Annotated in this window: 24 protein-coding genes and 1 pseudogene; 13 read left to right on the top strand and 12 right to left on the bottom strand. The window is 61.4% G+C overall.

Features of this window, described 5'->3' with window-relative positions:
* The first annotated feature begins 158 nt into the window (after positions 1-158).
* The 9 genes from ACZ1HN_RS05620 (at position 159) to ACZ1HN_RS05580 (ending at position 8,398) form a co-directional block, all read left to right on the top strand.
* Complete coding sequence (locus ACZ1HN_RS05620; RefSeq protein ID WP_076629964.1) at positions 159-1,205, top strand: rod shape-determining protein; 1,047 nt, start codon at positions 159-161, stop codon at positions 1,203-1,205.
* Positions 1,206-1,351: 146 nt separating this feature from the next.
* The gene (gene mreC / locus ACZ1HN_RS05615) at positions 1,352-2,242 is read left to right on the top strand and encodes a rod shape-determining protein MreC (protein ID WP_299208409.1); all 891 of its coding nucleotides are present in this window, start codon (positions 1,352-1,354) and stop codon (positions 2,240-2,242) included.
* A complete protein-coding gene (locus tag ACZ1HN_RS05610) occupies positions 2,239-2,778 on the top strand; it encodes a rod shape-determining protein MreD (protein WP_472726783.1) in 540 nt (179 codons plus the stop codon). The genes mreC and ACZ1HN_RS05610 overlap by 4 nt, the downstream gene beginning before the upstream one ends.
* On the top strand, positions 2,775-4,718 hold the full coding sequence (gene mrdA / locus ACZ1HN_RS05605) for a penicillin-binding protein 2 (RefSeq protein WP_472726782.1): 1,944 nt from the start codon (positions 2,775-2,777) through the stop codon (positions 4,716-4,718). Before ACZ1HN_RS05610 ends, mrdA begins: the two co-directional genes overlap by 4 nt.
* Complete coding sequence (gene rodA / locus ACZ1HN_RS05600) at positions 4,715-5,863, top strand: rod shape-determining protein RodA (protein WP_299601902.1); 1,149 nt, start codon at positions 4,715-4,717, stop codon at positions 5,861-5,863. The genes mrdA and rodA overlap by 4 nt, the downstream gene beginning before the upstream one ends.
* Before the next feature lie 2 nt (positions 5,864-5,865).
* A complete protein-coding gene (locus ACZ1HN_RS05595) occupies positions 5,866-6,339 on the top strand; it encodes a hypothetical protein (protein ID WP_472726781.1) in 474 nt (157 codons plus the stop codon).
* A 106-nt stretch (positions 6,340-6,445) separates the two neighbouring features.
* A complete protein-coding gene (locus tag ACZ1HN_RS05590; protein WP_299704487.1) occupies positions 6,446-6,856 on the top strand; it encodes a VOC family protein in 411 nt (136 codons plus the stop codon).
* Complete coding sequence (locus ACZ1HN_RS05585; protein ID WP_472726780.1) at positions 6,853-7,785, top strand: 2-hydroxyacid dehydrogenase; 933 nt, start codon at positions 6,853-6,855, stop codon at positions 7,783-7,785. The genes ACZ1HN_RS05590 and ACZ1HN_RS05585 overlap by 4 nt, the downstream gene beginning before the upstream one ends.
* A 196-nt stretch (positions 7,786-7,981) precedes the next feature.
* On the top strand, positions 7,982-8,398 hold the full coding sequence (locus ACZ1HN_RS05580) for a hypothetical protein (RefSeq protein ID WP_472726779.1): 417 nt from the start codon (positions 7,982-7,984) through the stop codon (positions 8,396-8,398).
* A 30-nt stretch (positions 8,399-8,428) separates the two neighbouring features.
* Here ACZ1HN_RS05580 and ACZ1HN_RS05575 read toward each other — a convergent pair whose 3' ends face one another.
* The 7 genes from ACZ1HN_RS05575 to ACZ1HN_RS05545 form a co-directional block, all read right to left on the bottom strand.
* On the bottom strand, positions 8,429-8,824 hold the full coding sequence (locus tag ACZ1HN_RS05575; protein WP_472726778.1) for a GFA family protein: 396 nt from the start codon (positions 8,822-8,824) through the stop codon (positions 8,429-8,431).
* Positions 8,825-8,997: 173 nt separating this feature from the next.
* Positions 8,998-11,010, bottom strand: a complete 2,013-nt coding sequence (locus ACZ1HN_RS05570) for a M3 family metallopeptidase (RefSeq protein WP_472726777.1) — start codon at positions 11,008-11,010, stop codon at positions 8,998-9,000.
* Positions 11,011-11,047: 37 nt separating this feature from the next.
* The gene (locus ACZ1HN_RS05565; protein ID WP_472726776.1) at positions 11,048-12,106 is read right to left on the bottom strand and encodes a HesA/MoeB/ThiF family protein; all 1,059 of its coding nucleotides are present in this window, start codon (positions 12,104-12,106) and stop codon (positions 11,048-11,050) included.
* The gene (dut, locus tag ACZ1HN_RS05560) at positions 12,106-12,567 is read right to left on the bottom strand and encodes a dUTP diphosphatase (RefSeq protein WP_299771681.1); all 462 of its coding nucleotides are present in this window, start codon (positions 12,565-12,567) and stop codon (positions 12,106-12,108) included. The genes ACZ1HN_RS05565 and dut overlap by 1 nt, the downstream gene beginning before the upstream one ends.
* Before the next feature lie 52 nt (positions 12,568-12,619).
* Positions 12,620-13,813, bottom strand: coding sequence for a bifunctional phosphopantothenoylcysteine decarboxylase/phosphopantothenate--cysteine ligase CoaBC (coaBC, locus tag ACZ1HN_RS05555; RefSeq protein ID WP_472726775.1), 1,194 nt, complete (start codon positions 13,811-13,813; stop codon positions 12,620-12,622).
* Between the two features lie 147 nt (positions 13,814-13,960).
* The gene (locus ACZ1HN_RS05550) at positions 13,961-14,758 is read right to left on the bottom strand and encodes a ChaN family lipoprotein (protein ID WP_472726774.1); all 798 of its coding nucleotides are present in this window, start codon (positions 14,756-14,758) and stop codon (positions 13,961-13,963) included.
* Complete coding sequence (locus ACZ1HN_RS05545; protein WP_299208382.1) at positions 14,755-15,633, bottom strand: RNA polymerase factor sigma-32; 879 nt, start codon at positions 15,631-15,633, stop codon at positions 14,755-14,757. The genes ACZ1HN_RS05550 and ACZ1HN_RS05545 overlap by 4 nt, the downstream gene beginning before the upstream one ends.
* 91 nt (positions 15,634-15,724) lie before the next feature.
* Between ACZ1HN_RS05545 and cobU the strand changes: the two genes are divergently transcribed.
* From cobU to ACZ1HN_RS05530, 3 genes are read left to right on the top strand one after another with little or no spacing between them, the layout of a single operon-like run.
* Positions 15,725-16,246 (top strand): bifunctional adenosylcobinamide kinase/adenosylcobinamide-phosphate guanylyltransferase, encoded by a 522-nt coding sequence (cobU, locus tag ACZ1HN_RS05540; protein WP_472726773.1) that lies wholly within the window; start codon positions 15,725-15,727, stop codon positions 16,244-16,246.
* Entirely contained in the window at positions 16,243-16,815 is a 573-nt protein-coding gene (locus tag ACZ1HN_RS05535) for a histidine phosphatase family protein (protein ID WP_472726772.1), read from the top strand. Before cobU ends, ACZ1HN_RS05535 begins: the two co-directional genes overlap by 4 nt.
* 59 nt (positions 16,816-16,874) lie before the next feature.
* On the top strand, positions 16,875-17,555 hold the full coding sequence (locus ACZ1HN_RS05530; protein ID WP_472726771.1) for a glutathione S-transferase: 681 nt from the start codon (positions 16,875-16,877) through the stop codon (positions 17,553-17,555).
* On the opposite strand, the gene ACZ1HN_RS05525 is transcribed toward ACZ1HN_RS05530, so the two are convergent.
* Positions 17,545-17,877, bottom strand: a complete 333-nt coding sequence (locus tag ACZ1HN_RS05525) for a DnaJ family domain-containing protein (RefSeq protein ID WP_299771693.1) — start codon at positions 17,875-17,877, stop codon at positions 17,545-17,547. The genes ACZ1HN_RS05530 and ACZ1HN_RS05525 overlap by 11 nt on opposite strands.
* Before the next feature lie 102 nt (positions 17,878-17,979).
* Between ACZ1HN_RS05525 and ACZ1HN_RS05520 the strand changes: the two are divergent.
* A pseudogene (locus tag ACZ1HN_RS05520) lies at positions 17,980-19,492 on the top strand (YifB family Mg chelatase-like AAA ATPase).
* Here the strand turns inward: ACZ1HN_RS05520 and ACZ1HN_RS05515 are convergent.
* The 4 genes from ACZ1HN_RS05515 to rsmI all read right to left on the bottom strand — a co-directional run bounded on the left by ACZ1HN_RS05515 (position 19,462) and on the right by rsmI (position 22,699).
* Positions 19,462-20,373 carry an alpha/beta hydrolase gene (locus ACZ1HN_RS05515; protein WP_472726770.1) on the bottom strand — a complete coding sequence of 304 codons (912 nt, stop codon included), beginning with the start codon at positions 20,371-20,373 and terminating at the stop codon, positions 19,462-19,464. The pseudogene ACZ1HN_RS05520 and the gene ACZ1HN_RS05515 overlap by 31 nt on opposite strands.
* Positions 20,370-21,305 (bottom strand): glutathione synthase, encoded by a 936-nt coding sequence (gshB, locus tag ACZ1HN_RS05510; RefSeq protein WP_472726769.1) that lies wholly within the window; start codon positions 21,303-21,305, stop codon positions 20,370-20,372. Before gshB ends, ACZ1HN_RS05515 begins: the two co-directional genes overlap by 4 nt.
* A gap of 101 nt (positions 21,306-21,406) precedes the next feature.
* On the bottom strand, positions 21,407-21,820 hold the full coding sequence (locus ACZ1HN_RS05505; RefSeq protein WP_472726768.1) for a YraN family protein: 414 nt from the start codon (positions 21,818-21,820) through the stop codon (positions 21,407-21,409).
* Positions 21,821-21,835: 15 nt separating this feature from the next.
* Positions 21,836-22,699 (bottom strand): 16S rRNA (cytidine(1402)-2'-O)-methyltransferase, encoded by an 864-nt coding sequence (gene rsmI, locus ACZ1HN_RS05500; protein WP_299601853.1) that lies wholly within the window; start codon positions 22,697-22,699, stop codon positions 21,836-21,838.
* Positions 22,700-22,770: the final 71 nt, after the last annotated feature.

Here is a 22,770-nt window from a genome sequence, read left to right as displayed (position 1 = left end):
GGCGACATCAAAACAGCTTGGCAGGACCTTGCCGATTGCTCCTTGTTTTCGGCCCTTTCGTCCTAATGCCCACGCCCTTATAAAGCGGTCGGTCCGCGCCTCGTCCTGAGTCGCGGACCCAACATCATTGGGGCCACGCAAAGGCAGGGTGCACGGGCATGTCAGTATTCGGAAATCTGGGTGGGCTCTTTTCGTCCGACATGGCGATTGACCTCGGTACCGCCAACACGCTGGTCTATGTCAAAGGGCGCGGCGTGATCCTGTCGGAACCGTCGGTCGTGGCCTACCACGTCAAGGACGGGGTCAAGAAGGTGCTCGCCGTCGGTGAAGACGCCAAGCTGATGCTGGGCCGGACGCCGGGGTCCATCGAGGCCATCCGCCCCATGCGCGAAGGGGTCATCGCCGACTTCGACACCGCCGAAGAGATGATCAAGCACTTCATTCGCAAGGTGCACAAACGCTCGACCTTCTCGAAACCGAAAATCATCGTCTGCGTTCCACACGGTGCAACGCCCGTTGAAAAACGCGCTATTCGACAGTCCGTGCTGTCCGCCGGTGCACGTCGCGCGGGCCTGATTGCCGAACCCATCGCAGCGGCCATCGGTGCGGGCATGCCTATCACCGACCCAACCGGCAACATGGTTGTGGACATCGGCGGCGGTACGACCGAGGTGGCCGTTCTGTCGCTGGGCGACATCGTTTATGCCCGTTCGGTCCGCGTCGGTGGCGACCGCATGGACGAGGCGATCATTTCCTACCTGCGCCGCCAGCAGAACCTTCTGGTGGGTGAAACCACCGCCGAGCGGATCAAGACCAGCATCGGCACCGCCCGCATGCCCGACGATGGGCGCGGCACCTCCATGCAGATCCGGGGCCGTGACCTTCTGAATGGTGTGCCCAAGGAAATCGAAGTGACCCAGGCCCAGATTGCCGAGGCTCTGGCCGAACCAGTTCAGCAGATCTGCGAAGCCGTCATGACCGCGCTGGAAACCACGCCGCCCGACCTTGCGGCCGACATCGTTGACCGGGGCGTGATGCTGACCGGCGGCGGCGCGCTTCTGGGCGATCTCGACCTTGCGCTGCGCGAACAGACGGGCCTTGCAGTGTCCATCGCTGACGAAAGCTTGAACTGCGTGGCGCTTGGTACCGGCAAGGCGCTGGAATACGAAAAACAACTCCGCCACGCCATCGACTACGACAGCTAAGCGGCGTTAAGATTCTGGCAACCATCTAACGTTCTGTTTTAATGATCAAAAAGATTTGTCCCGGCATGGGACACCAGGTCTCTTGCCCTGTCGGGGCAAATATCGGACCATCCATGAAACGGACCAGATCTTGAGGTGACACCGCCTTGGCCAAGGACCGCGCACAGGTAGATTACGGCGGCCCGCTGCGGCGGCTGGTTCTGGCTGTGCTGGTGCTGGTTTTGGCCGGCACATTTTTGGTCTGGCGCATCGACAGCCCCCGCGTCGAACGGTTCCGGGCACAAGTGACGGACCGGGTTGTCCCCAACATGGACTGGGCGATGGCACCCGTCACGGGCACGATCAACCTGTTCCGCGATTTCCAAAGCTACCGCCGCATCGCCGAGCAGAACACCGAACTGCGCCGCGAATTGCGCCAGATGCAGGCCTGGAAAGAGGCGGCCCTCCAGCTCGAACAGGAAAACGCGCGGCTTCTAGACCTCAACAACGTCCGGCTCGACCCTCGCCTGACCTACATCACCGGTGTCGTTCTGGCCGACAGTGGCTCACCGTTCCGCCAGTCCGTGCTGCTGAACGTGGGCGCGCGCGATGGTATTGTCGAAGGCTGGGCAACCATGGATGGCATTGGTCTTGTGGGTCGCATCTCAGGCGTTGCGCAGAACACGAGCCGCGTGATTATGGTCACCGACGCCTCCAGCCGCGTACCCGCGATCATCCAACCCTCCGGGCAGAACGCCATCGTTGCCGGCGACAACTCGGCAGCGCCCCCGATCGACTTTCTGGAAAATCCCGACCTTGTGCGCCCCGGCGACCGTGTGATCAGCAGTGGCGACGGCGGCGTGTTCCCGGCGGGGCTCCTGATCGGACAGGTCGCGGCCGATCCGGGTGGACGGCTCAGGGTCAGGTTGGCCGCAGATTACGAGCGCCTGGAATTCCTGCGCGTGCTGCGCCATTACGGCAACGAACCTGTCAATGACGACAGCAATGTACTCGCCCCCGGCGGTGCAGCGCTGCTGGAAGCCGAGGTGGCGGAATGAACGAAAGTGCAGCGTCTCATCTCTGGGCCATGCGGATCTGGTTCATCTTGCTCGTCACAACAATCCTGTTTTTCCACTTGCTGCCCCTGCAAACGGCAACAGGCGGGCTGATCTGGCCTGACTTTCTGCTGACCTTTGCAATTGCATGGTCCGTCCGGCGCCCTGAATACGTGCCAGCCGCGCTGCTTGCGGGGACATTTCTGATGGCCGACTTGCTGCTGCAACGCCCGCCCGGGCTCTGGGCCCTTCTGGCCCTCATCGCCTGCGAGCAGATGAAGACACAATCCCGAAGCCTGCGGGATGCAAGCCTCGCCACCGAATTGGTGTCAGCCGTGCTGTGGATCGTGGGCATCGGCATCGCCTACCGGCTGGCACTGGCGGTCTTTCTGGTCGAAGTGCCACAACTCGCCCCGGCACTTATACAGATCGTGGTCACAGCCATCGCATACCCGGTTGTCGTGGTCGTTACACATGTTCTGATGGGCGTGCGCAAACCAACACCCGGCGACATTGACGGCAAAGGGGTACGCTCATGAAACGCCCCCGTATCGATACCGAGGCAAACCACCGTCTGGTCACACGCCGCGCCGCCATTCTCGGTGGGGTGCAGCTGGCATTTGTCGGCGCACTTGGTGCCCGGATGCAGTTCCTGCAAGTCGATCAGGCCGACCAGTTCCGCCTGCTGGCCGAAGAAAACCGGATCAACATCCGGCTTATCCCCCCGTCGCGCGGCGAAATCTTTGACCGCAACGGCGTGCCCTTGGCTCGCAATGTCCCAAGCTACCGTATCGTCATCGTGCGCGAAGATGCGGGTGAGGTCGAAGAGGTGGTGCAAAGCCTGGGCAAGCTCGTCTCGCTTGACCCGGACGAAGTAGAGCGCGCCATGGCCGAGATGAACCGCTCGGCCCCCTTCCTGCCAATCACCTTTGCCGATGAGGTCAGCTGGGAAGACCTGAGCCGCGTCAGCGTCAACGCCCCGGCCCTGCCCGGTGTGACGCCAGAGGTGGGCCTGAGCCGCGTGTACCCGCTGGGATCGGACTATGCCCACGTGCTGGGCTATGTCGGCCCGGTCAGCGATTACGATCTGGAGCGGATCGAGGACCCGGACCAGTTGCTGCGCATCCCCCGGTTCCAGATCGGCAAGGTCGGCGTCGAAGCCAAGATCGAAGAGAACCTGCGCGGCAAAGCCGGTGCACGCCGGGTCGAAGTCAACGCTGCAGGCCGCGTCATGCGCGAACTGGACCGGAGGGAGGGAATCCCAGGTTCGGACATGCAGCTGACCATTGACGCCAAGCTGCAAAGCTATGTGCAGGCACGTCTGAGCACTGAAAGCGCCAGCGCCATCGTGATGGATGTGCAGTCCGGCGACCTGCTGGCCATCGCCTCGGCCCCCACTTTTGACCCGAACCTGTTTGTGCGCGGCATTTCCAGCCGGGATTACAAGTCACTGACGGAAAACAAGTACCGCCCCCTCGCCTCGAAATCCGTGCAGGGCACCTACCCGCCCGGTTCGACCTTCAAGATGATCACGGCCATGGCCGCGCTTGAGGAAGGGTTGATCGGTCCAGACGAAACCGTCTACTGCCCCGGCCATCTGGAAGTGGCCGGTCGCCGTTTTCACTGTTGGAAACGGGCAGGGCACGGCTGGGTCGATCTGCAAAACTCGCTCAAGCAATCCTGCGATGTCTACTATTATGACTTGGCGCTGAAGGTCGGGATCGAAAAGATCAGCGCCATGGCCAACCGCTTTGGGCTGGGCGAACGCCACGACGTACCCATGTCCGCCGTGGCGAAGGGGCTGACGCCTACCAAGGATTGGAAGAGCCGGGTGCACGGTCAGGATTGGGTCATCGGCGACACGGTCAACGCGTCCATCGGGCAAGGTTTCATGCTGGCCTCGCCGCTGCAGCTTGCCGTGATGACGGCGCGCCTTGCGTCTGGCAACTCTGTGACCCCCCGCCTGATCAAAACGGTGGATGGGATCGAACAACCATCGGGTGCCGGGACCAATATGGGGATGAACGAAAACAACCTGCGCAAGATGCGCCGGGCCATGTTCGCCACTGTGAATGACCGGCGCGGTACGGCCTATGGCAGTCGGATCATCGAAGACGCCATGCGCATGGCAGGCAAGACCGGGACCAGCCAGGTGCGCAACATCACCGCCGCCGAACGGCGCGCGGGCGTGGTCCGCAACGAAGACCTGCCATGGGAACGGCGCGACCACGCGCTGTTCGTGAATTTCGCGCCCTATGACAATCCCAAGTATGCCGTAGCCGTCGTGGTGGAACATGGCGGCGGCGGGTCCAAGGCCGCAGCCCCAATTGCCCGGGATGTGACGTTGCAGGCACTCTATGGAGGTGAACCTCCACTTGAGGCTTACCCGACCAAGGACCGTGGCCGGATCGAGACCCAGCAACAGGTGCTGCGTGGTATGCAGCCTGTCGCCAATATCGCGGGAAGCGATCAGGCATGAGTTATCTTGAATATACGGTCAAACATGTCCCCGCGGGGCCGCGCAAGATCCTGTTCCTGAACTGGCCCCTCGCCCTGCTTCTGGCTGCTGTGGCCGGGGTTGGGTTCCTGATGCTCTACTCCGTCGCAGGTGGGTCATTCAGCCCGTGGGCTGAGCCACAGATGAAACGCTTTGTCATGGGTTTCGTGCTGATGCTGGTCGTGGCGATGGTGCCCATATGGTTCTGGCGCAACATGGCTGGTGTCGCGTTTGCGGGAACGTTGCTGTTGCTTTTGGGCGTTGAATTGTTCGGGTCTGTCGGCAAGGGCGCGCAGCGATGGATTGATCTGGGTTTCATGCGGCTGCAGCCCTCGGAACTGGCCAAGGTCACGCTGGTGATGATCCTAGCCGCCTATTACGACTGGTTGCCCAGCCACAAGAAATCGCGCCCGTTCTGGGTGCTCATCCCCGTTGTGCTGATCCTGCTGCCTGTGGCCATGGTGCTGCGTCAACCTGATCTAGGCACGTCGATCCTGCTGCTGGCAGCGGGGGGCGGGATGATGTTTGTCGCGGGAGTCCACTGGGCTTATTTCGCAGCCGTGATCGGTGCGGGCGTGGGCCTGATTACAGCCGTCTTCCAGTTCCGTGGCACCGAATGGCAGTTGCTGAAGGACTATCAATACCGCCGCATCGATACATTCCTTGATCCGGCTTCGGACCCGTTGGGGGCGGGCTACCACATCACACAATCCAAGATCGCGCTAGGATCAGGCGGCTGGACGGGCCGGGGGTTCATGCAAGGCACGCAGTCGCGGCTTAATTTCCTGCCGGAAAAGCACACAGACTTCATCTTTACCACGCTGGCCGAAGAGTTCGGGTTCATCGGGGCGTTTTCGCTGCTGGTACTTTATGCCCTGATCATCCTGTTCTGCGTGGCCTCGGCACTCGCAAACAAGGACCGGTTTTCGTCGCTACTGACGCTTGGTATTGCGCTGAACTTCTTCTTGTTCTTTGCGGTCAACATGTCGATGGTCATGGGCCTGGCCCCGGTTGTGGGCGTGCCGCTGCCGCTGGTCAGCTATGGCGGATCGGCGATGCTGGTTCTGATGCTGGCCTTTGGTCTGGCGCAAAGTGCGCATGTGCATCGTCCACGGCACGGGCACTGATCGTGCATCATCTTGATCCGTATCGCGCACGTACCGTGTTGCCGTTGGACCAGGAACACTCCGCAGGATGGCAGTTGAAGCGATACGCCATTCTGGCCGATGACCGCGCGTTCTCGAACGAGGTTGCTGCCGCAGCGACCGCCACCGCATTCGATCGCCTGCCACAAGCTGGCACCTTGGTCGATGCGGATGGCAACCATGGCGTCGGCTTTCAGCTGATCCATTTTGCCGAAACCGCAGTCGTGTCCCCTGTGTTCTATTGGCAATGGGGCAGCGTTCTGGCGCATATTGATCAGCTGCGCGCTCCTTGGGATACACCCACCCAATTTGACACGGGCAAGACGGAGGTCTTTGGCTGCGTTTGGGAGATGGACATCGTGACCTTTGAAGTGGGCGCATGGACGGCCACGATACTGTCTGATCACGGCGCGCCGGAGGACAGGCTGGAAACCTACATGAAGAAGATGGCCACCTAAGCCGATCCATCGCATATCCGTGTGAACAACATCACAAGACGCAGTTTTGCATTTGTCGTCCGTAACGCTACACCGATCTCCAGATGACTTAGATGCGGAGATGCCCATGGCCCTGTTTCACCTTGCCTTCAACGTGACTGATCTGGACGCGACCCGCGCGTTCTACGGCGACCTGCTGGGCTGTGCCGAGGGGCGCAGCACCGACACATGGGTGGATTTCGATTTCTTCGGTCACCAGCTCAGTTGCCATCTGGGCAAGCCGTTCGATAGCGCCCCAACCGGCAAGGTGGGGAACCACGATGTGCCCATGCCGCATTTCGGGGCCGTCCTGCCCATGTCCGACTGGCGTGCGCTGGCGGACAAGTTGCAAACCGAGGGCATGGATTTCATCCTGTCCCCGCAGATACGGTTCGAAGGGCAGCCGGGCGAGCAGAGTACGATGTTCTTCACCGATCCCTCGGGCAATCCGATCGAAATCAAGGGCATGGCCGATATGGATGAGGCCTTTGCCACATGAGTGTGAGTGTCCTGTTTGCCGCCACCGAAGACCGTTGGACGGAATACGAAGCACCCTTGCGCAAGGAGATCGCCGCCGTAGGTGTAGATGCCCACATCGCAACCGACATCCCCGCCGATAAGGTCGACTACATCGTCTATGCCCCCAATTCCGAGGTAAAGGATTTCACTCCGTTCACCCGTGCCAAGGCGGTGCTGAACCTCTGGGCAGGGGTCGAGGCCATCGTGGGCAATCCGACCCTGCACTTGCCGCTGGCGCGCATGGTTGATCCAGCGCTGACACAAGGCATGGTCGAGTGGGTGACTGGCCACATACTGCGCCTGCATCTGGGCATGGACGCGCACATCAATGCTGCCCCAGGCACATGGGAACCAAAGGCCCCGCCCCTGTCTTTTGACACGCGGGTGACAGTGCTGGGACTGGGTGAGTTGGGGGCTGCCTGTGCCATGGCGCTGGCAGGACTGGGCTTTGCCGTGACCGGTTGGAGCCGATCCCAAAAGGACATTCCGGGCATCACGTGCCTCTCCAGCGCGGACGGATTGGATCAGGCACTCAGCATAGCAGACTACTGCGTTCTGCTCCTGCCCAAGACCCCGGCGACTGAGAACACGCTGAACGCCCGCACGCTGGCATTGATGCCGGAAGGTGCGCGTATCCTGAATCCGGGACGCGGGCCGTTGATCGATGACGAAGCGTTGATGGCGGCATTGGACACTGGCCATATCGACCACGCCACGCTGGACGTGTTTCGGGTTGAGCCCTTGCCGGCAGATCACCGGTACTGGACCCACCCGCGCGTCACGGTGACACCGCATGTCGCATCAGAGACTCGCGCGGCCTATTCCAGCAAGACCGTTGCCGAGAACATCCGCCGGGGCGAGGCAGGGGAGCCGTTCTTGTACCTTGTGGACAGGTCAGCAGGCTACTGAACCGTCTCTGCGGTTGGCCAAACCGGATTGCACATACTACCCCGTCAAAGTAGCCTCCGATCCGGTTCTTCGCGCAGTGCCGGTAACGCGCTGCTCATTCCAAATTTAACCCGCTTTCATTTGATTGCGGAATTCTTTTCACCCCGCTCCTTCATCCTCGTTGGGAGAGATACCAACGCATAGAAGGGCGAAAACCATGTTTGATAGTTTCAACTTTCCGAACCACCCAAATGCAGACGACGCACCACCGATCCCCCTTGGGCAATCGGACTATCGGGACCGCGTTATCCCAAATGTCTGGGCAATTCACGGCCGCGGCGAAAAAGAAAGCGCATTGGATTGTGAAACGGCCGTCGCACTGGCCTGTTTTGTCGGTCCTGTCTTTGAAGCGGCCGAAGACTGGTCGGACCTGGTCCACGCGTTGGAAACGCGCGGGTTCCACCTTGTATTCGAGGCGGGTGAGTTGACATTGGTTCAAGAGGAAACCGGGGTCAGCCTGTGTACTTGTGCGTCTCTTGGTTACGGGTTTTCCGTTCTGAAGGCGCGCTTGGGGAAGCCCAAAATCCATCCCGGCTCACAACGGCTTGTATATTGTCGCTTGAGAGCTGCTTGAAGGTAGCCTATCTCCCGGCCGGCACGCGCCTTAGAACCACATATCCTTCACGCTTCGACCGTCACCTGAAAGCGCGCTGAAGCTGTCGCGCCCGTCAAAGCGACGGATTGGAAGCTCACTGATTGCTCCAATGTCCGACATTCGAACATTCACAGCAGTTCGGTTGCGCCCATTTTCATCCGCGATGCACGCGACATAGTGGGTCACACACCCGCACTCGGGACAGAAATGGAACCGGATATCGCCACTGTCGGAACGCTGGTAAGCTCTTGTATTTTCTTCGGTTTTGATGTCTTGGCCGACATAGCCATAGGCCCACAAGGCGCCGTAACGCCGGCAGATCGTACAATTGCACGCCGTGACCGAGGTTGGCCTTGTCTCAAGGGTCCAGCGCACCTGACCGCAATGGCAGCTTCCTGTCAGCATGTATAATTCCCCGTTCTTGGAGCCGCTCGCGATCCTCGTAGTGTTGGCGTGCGGACCGTGACACCGACCTCAGGCTCTCCGTATCAGCCCACGGGATGTCGCCAACTTCATGGCATAAACCAAAACGCCGCCTCCGCACAGATATTGGGGTGCCTAGTAGCGCAGCAGGCGCTTTACGCAGCTAGCCCCCGCCCCTTGAGCAGCGCATCAACACCGGGCAAACGACCGCGGAAGGCCTTGTACAGTTCCGCCGCATCCACACTGCCACCTGTGCTGAGGATATGCTCCTCGAGGGCAGCCGCTTTTTCAGGATCAAACGGGCCGTCCGCCTCTTCGAAGGCGGCAAAGGCATCGGCATCCATCACCTCGGACCACATGTAACTGTAATATCCAGACGAATAACCATCGCCTGCAAACACATGCGCAAAGTGTGGCGTGGCGTGGCGCATCCCAATCGCGTGGGGCATTTCGAGACGTTCCAGCACCTCGGCCTGTTTCTGCATCGGATCGGCAGGGGCATCGCCATCATGGAATTCAAGGTCGACAAGGGCCGAGGCGACGTATTCCACCGTCTGAAACCCCATGTCATAGGTCGCTGCCGCCAACACATTGTCGAGCAGGGTCTGCGGCATCGCCTCCCCCGTCTCAGCATGGGTGGCAAACTCTTGCAGAACCTGCGGCACGTCCAGCCAGTGTTCATAAAGCTGGCTGGGCAGCTCGACAAAATCACGAGCCACAGAGGTGCCACTGATCGACTCGTAGGTCACGTTTGACAGCATCTGGTGCAGTGCGTGACCAAACTCGTGGAACAGCGTGCGCGCGTCGTCATAGGACAAGAGCGCCGGATCCCCCTTGGCGAAATTGCACACGTTGATGACGATGGGGGTTTGCGGTTTGGGATACTTGGCCTGCGACCGCATCGCCGAACACCACGCCCCCGACCGTTTCGAACCGCGTGCAAAATAGTCACCGATGAACACGGCCACATGCTCACCTTCCCGCGTGACTTCCCAAGCGCGGCAATCGGCGTGATAGAGCGGAATGTCGAGCGGTTTGAATGCGAGGCCGAACAGGCGGCTTGCGCAATCAAAGGACGCGTCGATCATCCGGTCGAGTTGGAAATACGGTTTGACCTCAGCCTCATCCAGATCGTGCAGTTCCTTGCGCCGCTTTTCGGCATAGAAACGCCAGTCCCAGGGTTCCAGCGGGCCGTCGATGCCGTCGGCCTTGAGCATCTGTTCCAAGACCCATGCATCTGCGTTGGCCTGAGATCTGGCGGGTTCCCAGACGGCCATGAGCAGGTCGCGTACGGCCTGTGGCGTCTTGGCCATCTCGGTTTCCAGCTTGAAGTTGGCAAAGGTGTCATAGCCCAGCAGCTTCGCCCGTTCTTCCCGCAGCTTCAGGGTTTCGGCGGCAATGGCACGGTTGTCCGTTTCGCCGCCATTGGCCCCGCGTGCTGCCCAGGCGCGATACGCCTTTTCCCGCAGATCGCGGCGGGTCGAGAATTGCAGGAAAGGTACGATGATCGAGCGGGACAGGGTGACAACCGGGCCACCGGCCTCTTTCTCTTCCCCGGCCGCGTGCGCCGCATCGACAACAAAGGCAGGCAGTCCGGCCATGTCACCGTCGCCCAGCGCCATGTACCAATCGCGCTCATCAGCCAGCAGGTTCTGGGTAAAGGCAGTGCCAAGCTCAGCGAGCCGCCCCTTGACTTCCTTCATCCGGATATCGTCCGCCCCGTCAAGTGCCGCGCCCGACCGGACATAGTTGCGGTGGGTCAGCATCAGCACGCGGGCTTGTTCATCCGTCAGGTCCAGATCGTCGCGGGCGTCCCACACGGCTGCGATGCGGGCAAACAGCGCCTTGTTGCTGGAAATCTCGGCAAAATGCGCGGCCAGTTTGGGGGAAAAGTCCCGTTGCAGCGCCTCGCGCTGCGGGTTGCTGTCGGCTCCTGCCACGGTAAAGAACGTGCCCAGCACCTTTTCCAGGCCTTCGCCCGCCGCCTCTAATGCCTCGATCACGTTGGCGAATGTGGGTGCGTCATCACTGCCAGCAATCGCATCGATCTCGGCCTTGTGGGCGTCAAAGGCGATGTCGAGCGCTGGGGCAAAATCATCATCTGAAATGGCGTCAAAGGGGGCGATCTGGAACGGTGTGTCCCAATCTTGCAGCAGCACGTTGGTCATGGGCGGGTCTCCTTTGAATACTGATGTAGGGCGGGGTTCACCCCGCCACCACCCCGGCGCAGGTTTCACAGTCCTTGCGGCGGGCCAGCGCGATCTTGCGGCTCTCGCCATAAAGCGCGTCGTAAATCACCATTTCACCGCGCAGGGGGGTGCCTGCACCGGTGATCAGCTTGACAGCTTCCACCGCCATCATGGATCCAACCACGCCCGGCAGCGGTCCGATCACCCCGGCCTCGGCGCAATTGGGCGCCAGTTCGGGCGCGGGCGCTTCGGGGAAGATGCAGCGGTAACAGGGGGCGTTGCGTGCGGGATCAAACACGCTCACCTGCCCTTCCCATTGCGTCAGCGCACCCGAGATGAGGGGAACGCCTGCCCGCACGGCGGCAGCGTTGACACGGTAGCGCGTGTCGAAATTGTCGGTGCCGTCGATCACCAGATCATATTCTGCCACCAGGTCGTCCACCAAATCATCGGTCAGGCGGCGATGATAAGGGCGCACGGTGATAAACGGGTTCTGGGCCTCCATCGCCGCTTGCGCAGAAAAGACCTTGGGCATCCCGATCCGGTCATCGGTGTGGATCGTCTGGCGCTGCAGGTTGGTGTTTTCCACCGTGTCATCGTCGATCACACCGATGGTCCCAACCCCGGCAGCGGCGAGGTATTGCAGCACCGGCGCACCAAGCCCCCCTGCCCCAACCACAAGCACCTTCGCGTCCTTAAGCCTCTTCTGACCAAGGCCGCCCACCTCGCGCAGTACGATGTGGCGGGCGTAGCGGTTAAGCTCGGTATCGCTGAACGGTCCCTCCTGAGCTTCGGCTGGCGTAGCCTCGGCCTCCGCCACCTCTGCACGGTTGCGCAGCTTGCGCAAAACAGCCCGGTAGCCAACCGCGATCACGGCGAAGCCGCCCACGATCAGCCACAGCGCGGGGCTTTCCCCGGTTGCCATACGCAGCGGATGACCAGTAGGCAAAGCGACCTGAATGGCCAGCACCACCACGTAGAGCAGCCCGATCATCAACCATCGCGCCTTGCGCGGCGTGTTCATCATGGCACCGATGCCCCACAACACCCCGGCAAGCAGGACAACCAGAAGCATCAGCCGCGCCCCGTGGAACCGAAGCCGCCAGCGCCACGCGCGGTGTCATCAAGCGTATCCACCACGTCGAACGCAGCCTGTACGACGGGGGCCAGCACCATCTGCGCGATCCGCATGCCATGGGTCACGTCGAACGGCTGGTCCGAGGTATTGAGAAGGATCACACCCACCTGCCCCCGGTAGTCGCTGTCGATAGTGCCAGGGCTGTTGACCAGCGCGATGCCGTGTTTCAACGCAAGACCAGAGCGCGGGCGCACCTGCACCTCGAACCCATGTGGAATGGCCATAGCGAGGCCCGTGGGGATCAATGCCCGTTCGCCGGATGCAAGTGTCACGGTCTGACCATCCGGGAAATTGGCCCGCATATCTGCTCCCGCCGCGCCACCAGTCTCGTAAGCGGGCAAGGCAATGTCCGGGTCCGATCCGGCGACACGCATGATCTTCAATGCAACTCTGCTCATTTTCACCTTGTCAAATAAACTCAAGTCCGGCCGCTGCCAGTGGGTGCGACGCTTACGTTAACGCGTCCGCGATCCGCTGGGCGAGACGCATCGCCACCTCGGCCTTGGGCATACGCGGCCACGGATCGGCGCCATCCTCGGTGATCAGGATCACCGCATTCTCTGACCCGCCCATGATGCCCGTTTCAGGCGACACATCATTGGCAACGATCCAGTCGCACCCTTTGCGCGCGCGTTTGGCGGTGGCGTGGGCCTCCACATCATCCGTCTCGGCGGCAAAACCGACAACCAGGCCGGGTCGTCCTGCGGTCATCTGGGACACGCCTGCCAGAATGTCTGGGTTCTCGGCAAATTCCAGCACCGGCAACCCGTCCTTCGATTTCTTCAGCTTGCGGTCGCTGGCCGTCGCCATGCGCCAATCCGCCACGGCGGCGGCAAAAACAGCCGCATCGGCAGGCAAGGCAGCATCGACCGCCACCTTCATCTCTTGCGCCGTTTGAACGGGCACTAGGCGCGCACCGGCTGGGGCGGCGACATCCGCCGGACCGGTGACAAAGGTCACCTCGGCTCCCAAGGACAGAAGTGCCCCCGCGACCGCAGCACCTTGTGCGCCGGAGGACCGGTTTGCGATGTAGCGCACCGGATCAATGGGTTCGTGGGTCGGGCCGGAGGTCACCAGCACATGTTTGCCCGTAAGCGACTTGGGGCCGAAATGGGCTTCGACCGCCGCAACGATTTCGAGCGGCTCCGACATACGACCGGGCCCGTATTCGCCACAGGCCATGTCGCCGTCATTGGGGCCGACCACGGCAACGCCATCATCCCCGATTTGCGCCAAGTTGCGTTGTGTCGCCGGGTGATCCCACATGCGGATATTCATCGCTGGCGCGATCATCACCGGTGTATCGGTAGCGAGCAGAAGCGTGGACGCCAGATCATCAGCACGACCCTGCGCCATCTTCGCCATGATGTCGGCAGTCGCCGGGGCCACGAGAATCAAATCAGCAGAGCGGGAGAGCTGGATGTGCCCCATCTCAGCCTCGTCTGTCAGATCAAACAAGTCGCGATAGACCTTTTCCCCTGCCAGCGCCGACACCGACAGGGGCGTTACAAACTGTTCGGCGGCGCGGGTCAGAACGGGCGTCACTGCCGCACCGCGTTCCCGAAGGCGCCGGATCAGGTCGAGCCCTTTATAGGCTGCAATCCCGCCCGTCAGGATCAGCAGAATTCGTTTGTCTTGCAGCATGATAGCGTGTCCGGCTGGCTGTTATCGATGTGACCATAGGCGGACACTGCACCAAGAACCAGCCCTACGGCAATCAGGGGGCCAGCCCCCTCGCGCATCCGCGCTCACCCCCGGGATTTTTTTGAAACAGGGAAGAAGGGACGTCGGCTATTGCTTGAACACCGCGCACGGATCGCCACGGTCTGGGGAGGCTGCCCCGTTCAACGTCCAGGAAAACACGCCGTCGGGTGGCTCCTGCCGTTCGCCTTGCCCGATACTGATGACATCAAGCGTTGGGCGTGCGCGCGTCAGGTAAGCGGGCACCCCCCAATCCATCCTGGCATGGCCGTTGCCAGTGATCAGGACCACCGGGCTGCCATGGGTGTCCAGCGCCTCGATGACAGACCGCGCAAAGGCGGCGTCGCGCAGGCGCTGCGCCTCGACCATCCCCCCCATCATCTCCTGCGGCATCGCTTCGCAGTGAGCATCAAACTGGTTGAGTTCGCGGATGGCCTGTTCCTCTTCCGCCAGCGGCTGCGTCAGGCCGTAGGACTCCGCCTCCGCGCCAAACACCTCTGCCGCGCCGGAACTGAAGGCCGCGCGCATGTCCTCGCGCGACAGGGCCGCACCGACGATCACCGGGCTTGCCGCCAGAACATCCGCGTAGTCCGCGATATTGGACCATTGAACGCTGCCGGTTGCGTCGCGCATTGCGTCAGGATCGCGGGGCACCTCTGCCAGTGCCTGCGCCTCCTCCGGCGTCAGCATTTCGAAGACAACCGCTTTGGGCTGGATGATCCGCACCGCACTTGCCTGTTCGGCATGGTGCTGCGGGTTGTCGTGGACTTCGCCCATGATCAGCACGTCACCGGAGAAATCAGACCAATCCGTTGCCGCCAATAGAAATGCCGCCGTCGAAAAGGTCGCAACGGCGGCAAGAATGATGCGTGTTATAGAGGCCCTCATACGAGGAAATGATGGACCTCGCGGCTTTGGTTTTCCAGTGCCTTGCGCATCTTTGTGAACGCCGCCGCCTCAAGCTGGCGCACGCGCTCTTTCGACAAGCTTAGTTCGTTGCCAAGGCTCTCCAGCGTCCGGGGGTCTTCGCGCAGCTTGCGTTCGCGCACGATAAAGCGTTCGCGTTCGTTCAGACCATTCAGCGCAGTCAGCAACCATTCCCGCAGCTGTTGGGTGTCGTGCGAATGCTCGACCGTTTCCGCGGCCTGCGCGCTGTCATCCTCAAGCGCATCGATCCATTCCCGCCCTTCGTCATCGACGGATTGGGTGGCATTCAGCGAATAGTCGGAACCCGACAGGCGCCCTTCCATCATTTCGACGTCATGCAGGGGCACGCCAATCTCGGTCGAGATCATCTGACGCAACTGGTGCTTGTCCAAAGTCTCGCCCGCGGCAGCGCTTTCACGTTCCAGCCGGGCCTGCACACGGCGCATGTTAAAGAAGAGGGACTTTTGCGAGGATGTCGAACCCGTCCGCACCATGGACCAATTGCGCATCACGTAATCCTGAATCGATGCCTTAATCCACCAGACGGCATATGTCGAAAATCGCACGCCGCGGTCCGGGTCGAACTTGTCCGCCGCCTTCATCAGGCCAAGGCCCGCTTCCTGGATCAAATCGTTCATCGGCGCGCCGTAGCGTTTGAATTTCGACGCCATCGAGATGGCCAGCCGCATGTAGGCCGTGATCAGACGGTGAAGTGCCGCCTCGTCCCGCTCGTCTCGCCAGGCATATGCAAGCCGCAATTCTGTCTCTGCATCCAGCAACTCGGCTTTCATCGCCGTGCGCGATAGAGACATGTCCCGAACATTATCCAATGCCATGTAGTCATCCCCCTGGATGGTTATGCTTGTTTTGCGCACTTGATATAGATACGGGTCGAACCCGCGATTGGTTCACTCGTGAGACGAAAAAATGTTGCCCAACACGACACTCGTTCTAGGAGGCGCGGCTTCAGGAAAGTCGCAATGGGCGGAATCTCTGATCCTTAACAGTGGGTTAACGCCGATCTACTTGGCGACATCGCGCATCTGGGATGAAGAGATGCAGGCCAAGGTCGATCTGCACAAAGCGCGGCGCGGGGCGGAATGGACGACAATCAACGCGGCCGACGGCGTCGAGGATGGGTTGCGTGGCGCAACCCCGGATCAGTCCATGTTGTTGGATTGCGCCACCATGTGGCTGACCAACCTAATGATGGACGAGGCGGATATTGGCGCGGCCCAGACTTCCCTGCTGGCTACACTTGCCGATTGCCCTGCGCCGGTCGTTGTCGTGTCGAACGAGGTGGGTCAGGGGATTGTCCCCGAGAACGCGCTGGCCCGCCGATTTCGCGAAGCACAAGGGCGTCTGAACATCGCCTTGGCTGCGCAGGCAGACACCGTATGGCACGTGCTGGCGGGCCTGCCGCAACTCCGCAAGGGAGACGCGCCATGACCACTTGGCACTGGGTGCGGCACGGCCCGACTCATCAGAAAACATTCACGGGCTGGCGGGATGTGGATGCCGATCTGGGCGACACGGGCGCCATTGCCCGACTGGCAGCGCACCTACCGGACGATGCACTTGTCATCTCGTCCGACCTGACCCGATCGATCAACACCGCAACAGCCCTCCAAGGCACGCGCATGCGCCTGCCCCACGACCCGGCCCTGCGCGAATTTCACTTCGGCACGTGGGACGGTGTGCATTTTTCAACCGTGGCCGACTGGCACCCGGATTTAAGCCGCGCCTATTGGGAAACACCCGGAGATCACGCGCCCCCCGGTGGCGAAAGCTGGAACGCGTCCGCCGCCCGCGTGGCCATGGCAGTCCGTCGCATCGAAGCAACACATCCCGGCCGCCATATCATCGCCGTAGCGCATTTTGGTGTGATCCTGACCCAGGTGCAGGCTGTGTTGGGCATCACAGCGCATGATGTGCTGGGCCACAAGATCGACCCACTGTCCGTGACCAGCCTCAACCGCGCAACGGGGCAGGCGGAAATCATCAATCACACCCCGTGATGCGAGACCCCACAAATCACCGTTGGGCAAAGGCACGCCCCTCCGCCTAGCCTGCGCGCATGACTTATGACCTCTATATCGGCGACCGCACTTTTTCGAGCTGGTCACTGCGCGGTTGGCTCATGCTAGAGAAATTCGGCCTGCCCTACCGCACCCACATGATTGGACTGTACTCGGGCACCATGGCGGATGACCTGGCACCGCTGGCCCCTGCCCGGCTGGTGCCCACACTGAAACTGCCGGACGGAACGGTGGTGGGCGAAAGCATCGCCATGGCAGAGACATTGGCAGAACAGAACCCGGACGCCGGCCTTTGGCCTAAGGACCCCGCCGCGCGCGCCACCGCCCGGTGGCTCTGTGCCGAGATGGCGTCGGGCTTCTCCGCCCTGCGCGGCGCCTGCGCCATGCAACTGCAACATGTGAACACCGGGTTCGAGGTGTCGGACGCGGTCCGCACCGATCTGGACCGCATCGAAACCCTCTGGACCCATGCCGCCCGCTTTAAAACAGACGGTCCGTGGCTGTTTGGTACCTATTCGCTGGCTGACGTTTTCTATGCCCCGGTGTGCGCCCGGATCGTGGGCTACGACCTGCCTGTATCCGACATGGCGCGCACTTACTGCATGACCACCCTCGCTGATCCGGCATTCAAAGCGTGGCGAGCAGAGGGGCTGAAGACGGTTTATGACCCGTTCCCCTACGATATGGGTTTGCCTACGACGGATTGGCCTAGCGCATGAACCGTTGGCGGGCTTCGCGGGCGATGTTGTAACGCAGCTCCAACCGCGCAAGCTCCGCCATCGCGTCCTTGCGTGCCACCGGATCTGTCAGGCGCGCCAGTTGCGCACGCTGCTCTGCCAGGGCCTGTTTGATCTCTATCTCTTCGGGGACAACACCGGCCTGTGCCATCATCCGGAACCCGACAGCATCGCCAGTGTCCACAAACGTGTCTTCGGGGCGGTCAGGCAGGGGTTTGCCTTCGCCCTCTAGCCGATCCAACTGACCCTCAAGGCGGGCCCTCTGGATCTGCCGTTCAATCAGTTCGCGCAAGCCTCGCGTCATGCCCTATTGTACCAGACGCAACATGATCCCACCAGCAACCAAACTTTAACCAATCGTAAACCAAGCCCCCGTAATCGTTAACCAAGAGTGAGGGAGATGGTTATGGTCGCACGGGCCTATACGGTTGCATTTCAGGGGGTCGACGCGCGCGAGGTCGAGGTGCAATGCGCCATGACACCGGGTCTGCCTGCCTTTTCCATCGTAGGACTGCCGGACAAGGCCGTGTCCGAAGCGCGCGACCGGGTCCGCGCGGCCCTGACAGCCATGTCCATCGCGCTGCCGTCGAAACGGATCACGATCAACATGTCGCCCGCCGACCTGCCCAAGGAAGGGTCGCATTTCGACCTACCGATTGCGCTGGCGCTGCTCGCCGCCCTTGGCATCCTGCCCGAGGATACGGTGGAAGGCACCGTTGCGCTTGGAGAGCTGTCCCTGGACGGAACGTTAGTCCCCGTTCTGGGCGCGCTGCCCGCTGCCATGGCCGCTGCCGAACAGGACCGCGGGTTGCTGTGCCCTGCGGGGTCGGGGGCCGAAGCCGCATGGGTTGACGCAACCAAGGTCATTGCCGCCACATCCCTTGGCGACGTGGTCCGGCACTACACGGGTCAGGTCACGCTGGAACCGGCAAAGGCTGGCCGGATCGCCAGCGGCACCGGCCTGCCCGACCTGCGCGATGTCAAAGGACAAGAACGCGCCAAGCGGGCGATGGAGGTGGCTGCCGCCGGGCGACACCATTTCCTGATGGTCGGCACGCCCGGGTCTGGCAAATCCATGCTGGCCGCACGCCTACCGGGCATCTTGCCACCGCTGTCGGCGATGGAAGCGCTCGAAACCTCGATGATCCACTCGCTGGCCGGATTGCTGGACGCAGGCGGCATTTCCATGGACCGCCCGTTTCGGGAACCGCATCACACCGCCTCAATGGCCGCGATCATCGGCGGCGGGCGCGGGGCCAAACCGGGCGAGGTGTCGCTGGCCCATAATGGCGTGTTGTTCATGGACGAATTCCCTGAATTCCCGCGCACCGTCCTCGAAACCCTGCGCCAACCGATTGAGACGGGCGAGGTCATGGTCGCCCGCGCCAACAACCACATCAAATATCCCTGCCGGTTCATGCTGGTGGCCGCCGCGAACCCCTGCAAATGCGGCTACCTGTCGGACGCATCCCGCGCCTGTGGCCGCGCACCTGCCTGCGGGGAGGACTATATGGGGCGCATTTCCGGCCCACTCATGGACAGATCTCGATCTGCGGGTCGATGTGCCTCCAGTCACCTACACGGATCTCGACCTGCCCGCGTCGGGCGACAGCTCTGCCACGGTTGCAGCACGCGTGGCTGCCGCGCGGCAGCTGCAAAGCGCACGCTTGTCCGATACGGGGATGCGCAGCAATGCGGACCTGAGTGGCGCCGCGCTGGACGAATACGCCGCCCCGGACGCCGAAGGACGCGCCCTGCTGACCAAGGTGGCGGACCGGTTCGGACTGTCAGCGCGCGGGTACCACCGCGTGCTGCGGGTGGCGCGTACAATTGCCGACCTCGACGAATCGCCAGACGTTCGTAAACCGCACGTGGCCGAAGCGGTCAGCTACCGGGTTCCGGCGCTCGCCCCGGCCTGAACCCTGATCCACGCGGCCAAGGCATTCAAGGTGCGCCGCGCTTCGGGCAGCGTGTTGTGGAAGAGGGGCCAAACGTGCGGCAAGTCGTGTTCCTCAACATAAGTCACATCGACACCCTGCCCCCGCATCCGCTCAACGATCCGACAGCTGTCATCCAGCAGGATTTCAGTATCGCCTGCCGTGATCCAAACCGGCGGCGCATCGGTAAAGTCAGCAAACAACGGGCTGGCTAGCGGATTGGTGGCATCTGCTCCGTTCAGGTACATCTGCAACATTTCACTTGCCCGTTCGGCTGGCAAAACAACATCTGTCTTCGCGTTGTCGCGAATGCTCGCTCCGGAAAAGGTCAGGTCCGTCAGCGGAGAGAATGCGAAAACCGCATCAGGGGTCGACTCGCCCTCAATCAGCAAATGCGCAAGCAATGACAGGGCCAAGCCTCCACCGGCACTGTCACCTCCAACGATCACGGGACCACCCTGCGCGCGGCACTCACGATAGGCAGCAATCGCATGATCAAGCGCGGCAGGAAACGGATGCTCCGGGGCCAATGGGTAACGCGGCAAAACCGCCCGCGCTGCCGCCCGCTTGGCAAGGGCGGCGGCCATGGCACCATGTGTTTGTGGCGATCCGAACACAAACCCACCACCATGGAAGTACAAGATCGTCGTTTGCGGCTCGGCCCCTCGTCGCGGTGTCGCCCAAAGGGCATCTTCCCTCGCCAACGCCCCACGCCTCAGGCGCATGGACATAGGTCGATGAAAAAGCAGGCGCGCCTTGGTCTCAAGGCTGCGGCGCAAGGCATCCGGTCCGGACGCGTTCTGCATGTGCGGCTTTTCGGTCAGGCGCAGATAGGTGTTGAGAAGCGGCCGAAGCAAGCTCATCCGGTTTTTGCCTCAATGGCCTGCCAGATCTTCTCGGCAATATTCACGCCATCAAACCGTTCCAGTTCCTGGATGCCCGTGGGCGAGGTCACGTTGATCTCGGTCAGGTAGTCGCCGATCACATCAATACCGACAAAGATCTGCCCCTTTTCTTTCAGCAAGGGACCGATGGCCGCGCAAATCTCAAGATCGCGATCCGTCAGGCCGATCTTTTCAGGCCGTCCGCCCACGTGCATGTTCGACCGGGTCTCGCCCGCAGCAGGCACACGGTTAATGGCGCCCACGGCCTCGCCATCGACCAGGATCACGCGCTTGTCGCCATTCGATACATCGGGCAGGAATTTTTGCACAATCAGCGGCTCGCGACTGAACCCGGTGAACAACTCGTGCAACGAGGTGAGGTTACGGTCATTGGCATCCAGCCGGAACACGCCCGCACCACCATTGCCGTAGAGCGGCTTCAGGATCACATCGCCATGCTTGGCCTTGAACGCCTTGATCGTGTCCAGATCGCGGGCAATCGTCGTCGGCGGGGTGAGATCTGGAAAATCAAGAACCAATAGCTTTTCGGGATAGTTCCGGACCCAGAACGGATCATTCACCACCAGAGCCTGCCCTTTCAGACGATCCAGCAAATGGGTCGATGTGATGTAGTGCATGTCGAAGGGCGGATCCTGCCGCAGCCAAATGACATCGAAATCGGCCAGGTCTACTTCCCGCTCAAGGCCAAACTGCGCATGTTCTCCCTGCACCCGCTGGACAGTGAAGTCATGGCCGCGGGCAGTTATACGTCCTTCCTGATAGGCAAGGTGATCAGGGGAGTAGAAAAACAAGGTATGGCCACGGGCCTGCGCCTCTTCTGCCAGGCGAAAACTGCTGTCCGCATTGATGTCCACGGCCCCGATCGGGTCCATCTGAAAGGCAATCTTCATGGCGCAACTCCGCAATAGTCTGCGCCTTTAGATGGCGCAGCAAAGGCGATCACGCAATGGCAAGCTGTTGTGCATAGTCGCAGAACGCCCTGCGCACGGCGTCAGACATACCCCGCAAACGCGTTTTCAAGAAATTCGACAGTGCCCGTCTGATCGACCAATGCAACATCAAACCGTACATCCGTAAGAGACCCATCAGAGAGGGTCGCGAGATATTCGTCTGCCGTGGCACAAAGGCGTTTGACCTGCGCCGGGGTCAAATGCACAGCGGCGGAGGCAAAGAATTTACTTGTTTTCACTTCGACCATGACGATCCCGATGGCCGTCGAGAAGATCAGATCGATTTCACCGCGCCGTCCGCGCCAGCGTTCGGCGACCAACCTGTATCCAGCCGCGATGTAGGCACGCGCAACGATCTGCTCGGCTGCCATGCCCGCATGAAACGACATGTGCCCGCGCGCCACCCGTGTATCGACCGGCTGTCCTTTATCAAAACATCGCTCGTGCCGCGCCATGCGTCACCTTTCACATCATTGGCTGTCGCGCGCCAATTCCAATGCGCGCTGATAGACACGCCTGCGTGGCACACCCAGTGTTTCCGCCACGAAAGCCGCCGCATCCTTCACAGACATATCATTCAGCGCCGAGCTTAGCGCACCATCAATGTCTTTTTCCTTAACAGCCACCGTCTCAGCACGACCAATCAGCACGACAATCTCGCCCTTTGGCGTTGCGCTCTGGAATGTCTGCGCCAGCTCTTCCAACGTGCCGTTTTGCACCTCTTCGAACTTTTTTGTCAGTTCCCGACAGACACTGGCTTGCCGGTCCGCCCCCAGAACCTCGACCGCGTCTGCAAGCAGCGCCGCCACACGTTTGGGCGATTCGTACAGCACAAGTGTTGCCTGTATGTCGGACAAACCTTGCAGCGCCTTCTGCCGTGCAGAACGGGATGCGGGCAGGAACCCGCCAAAATGGAAGGCATCGGTCGGCAATCCACCGATCACCAGCGCGGTCAGCACGGCCGACGGCCCAGGGGCGCATGTCACTGCCACACCTGCGGCCCGCGCTGCGCGCCCAAGTTCGAAACCAGGGTCAGCAATCAGGGGCATTCCAGCCTCGGATGCGTACGCCACACTTTCGCCACCGGCGGCACGCGCAACCAGCCGCGTCACCTGCGTATCCTTTGAATGCTCATGCAATGCCTCGATCCGGCGCCCGTCCAGAGGCACGCCGTGGATATCCATCAACTTGCGCAAGGACCGCGTGTCCTCGGCCACGAGCACATCCGCAGAGGCAAGCACATCAAGCGCCCGTAAAGTGATATCCCGGGCCGTCCCAATCGGCACGCCCACGAACCACAGGCCCGCGGACAAGGGCACCTTGACATGATTCAACGCTGGACCCGCCTTTCCTGACGTTTATTATCTGCCCCCAATGACCGGGCAGGCCAATGTCATGCCCCGCA

The organism is Tateyamaria sp. GN1-10 (assembly GCF_055693845.1).
Note: the sequence above shows the minus strand (reverse complement) of the source record. Positions and strands in the feature narration are given on the sequence as shown.

What these genes read in the sequence shown, in the direction of transcription:
- ACZ1HN_RS05620 (WP_076629964.1), top strand. Translation starts at nt 159, where the DNA reads ATGTCAGTATTCGGAAATCTGGGTGGGCTCTTTTCGTCCGACATGGCG.
- ACZ1HN_RS05610 (WP_472726783.1), top strand. Translation starts at nt 2,239, where the DNA reads ATGAACGAAAGTGCAGCGTCTCATCTCTGGGCCATGCGGATCTGGTTC.
- mrdA (WP_472726782.1), top strand. Translation starts at nt 2,775, where the DNA reads ATGAAACGCCCCCGTATCGATACCGAGGCAAACCACCGTCTGGTCACA.
- rodA (WP_299601902.1), top strand. Translation starts at nt 4,715, where the DNA reads ATGAGTTATCTTGAATATACGGTCAAACATGTCCCCGCGGGGCCGCGC.
- ACZ1HN_RS05590 (WP_299704487.1), top strand. Translation starts at nt 6,446, where the DNA reads ATGGCCCTGTTTCACCTTGCCTTCAACGTGACTGATCTGGACGCGACC.
- ACZ1HN_RS05585 (WP_472726780.1), top strand. Translation starts at nt 6,853, where the DNA reads ATGAGTGTGAGTGTCCTGTTTGCCGCCACCGAAGACCGTTGGACGGAA.
- ACZ1HN_RS05580 (WP_472726779.1), top strand. Translation starts at nt 7,982, where the DNA reads ATGTTTGATAGTTTCAACTTTCCGAACCACCCAAATGCAGACGACGCA.
- ACZ1HN_RS05575 (WP_472726778.1), bottom strand. Translation starts at nt 8,824, where the DNA reads ATGCTGACAGGAAGCTGCCATTGCGGTCAGGTGCGCTGGACCCTTGAG.
- ACZ1HN_RS05570 (WP_472726777.1), bottom strand. Translation starts at nt 11,010, where the DNA reads ATGACCAACGTGCTGCTGCAAGATTGGGACACACCGTTCCAGATCGCC.
- ACZ1HN_RS05565 (WP_472726776.1), bottom strand. Translation starts at nt 12,106, where the DNA reads ATGCTTCTGGTTGTCCTGCTTGCCGGGGTGTTGTGGGGCATCGGTGCC.
- dut (WP_299771681.1), bottom strand. Translation starts at nt 12,567, where the DNA reads ATGAGCAGAGTTGCATTGAAGATCATGCGTGTCGCCGGATCGGACCCG.
- coaBC (WP_472726775.1), bottom strand. Translation starts at nt 13,813, where the DNA reads ATGCTGCAAGACAAACGAATTCTGCTGATCCTGACGGGCGGGATTGCA.
- ACZ1HN_RS05550 (WP_472726774.1), bottom strand. Translation starts at nt 14,758, where the DNA reads ATGAGGGCCTCTATAACACGCATCATTCTTGCCGCCGTTGCGACCTTT.
- ACZ1HN_RS05545 (WP_299208382.1), bottom strand. Translation starts at nt 15,633, where the DNA reads ATGGCATTGGATAATGTTCGGGACATGTCTCTATCGCGCACGGCGATG.
- cobU (WP_472726773.1), top strand. Translation starts at nt 15,725, where the DNA reads ATGTTGCCCAACACGACACTCGTTCTAGGAGGCGCGGCTTCAGGAAAG.
- ACZ1HN_RS05535 (WP_472726772.1), top strand. Translation starts at nt 16,243, where the DNA reads ATGACCACTTGGCACTGGGTGCGGCACGGCCCGACTCATCAGAAAACA.
- ACZ1HN_RS05530 (WP_472726771.1), top strand. Translation starts at nt 16,875, where the DNA reads ATGACTTATGACCTCTATATCGGCGACCGCACTTTTTCGAGCTGGTCA.
- ACZ1HN_RS05525 (WP_299771693.1), bottom strand. Translation starts at nt 17,877, where the DNA reads ATGACGCGAGGCTTGCGCGAACTGATTGAACGGCAGATCCAGAGGGCC.
- ACZ1HN_RS05515 (WP_472726770.1), bottom strand. Translation starts at nt 20,373, where the DNA reads ATGAGCTTGCTTCGGCCGCTTCTCAACACCTATCTGCGCCTGACCGAA.
- gshB (WP_472726769.1), bottom strand. Translation starts at nt 21,305, where the DNA reads ATGAAGATTGCCTTTCAGATGGACCCGATCGGGGCCGTGGACATCAAT.
- ACZ1HN_RS05505 (WP_472726768.1), bottom strand. Translation starts at nt 21,820, where the DNA reads ATGGCGCGGCACGAGCGATGTTTTGATAAAGGACAGCCGGTCGATACA.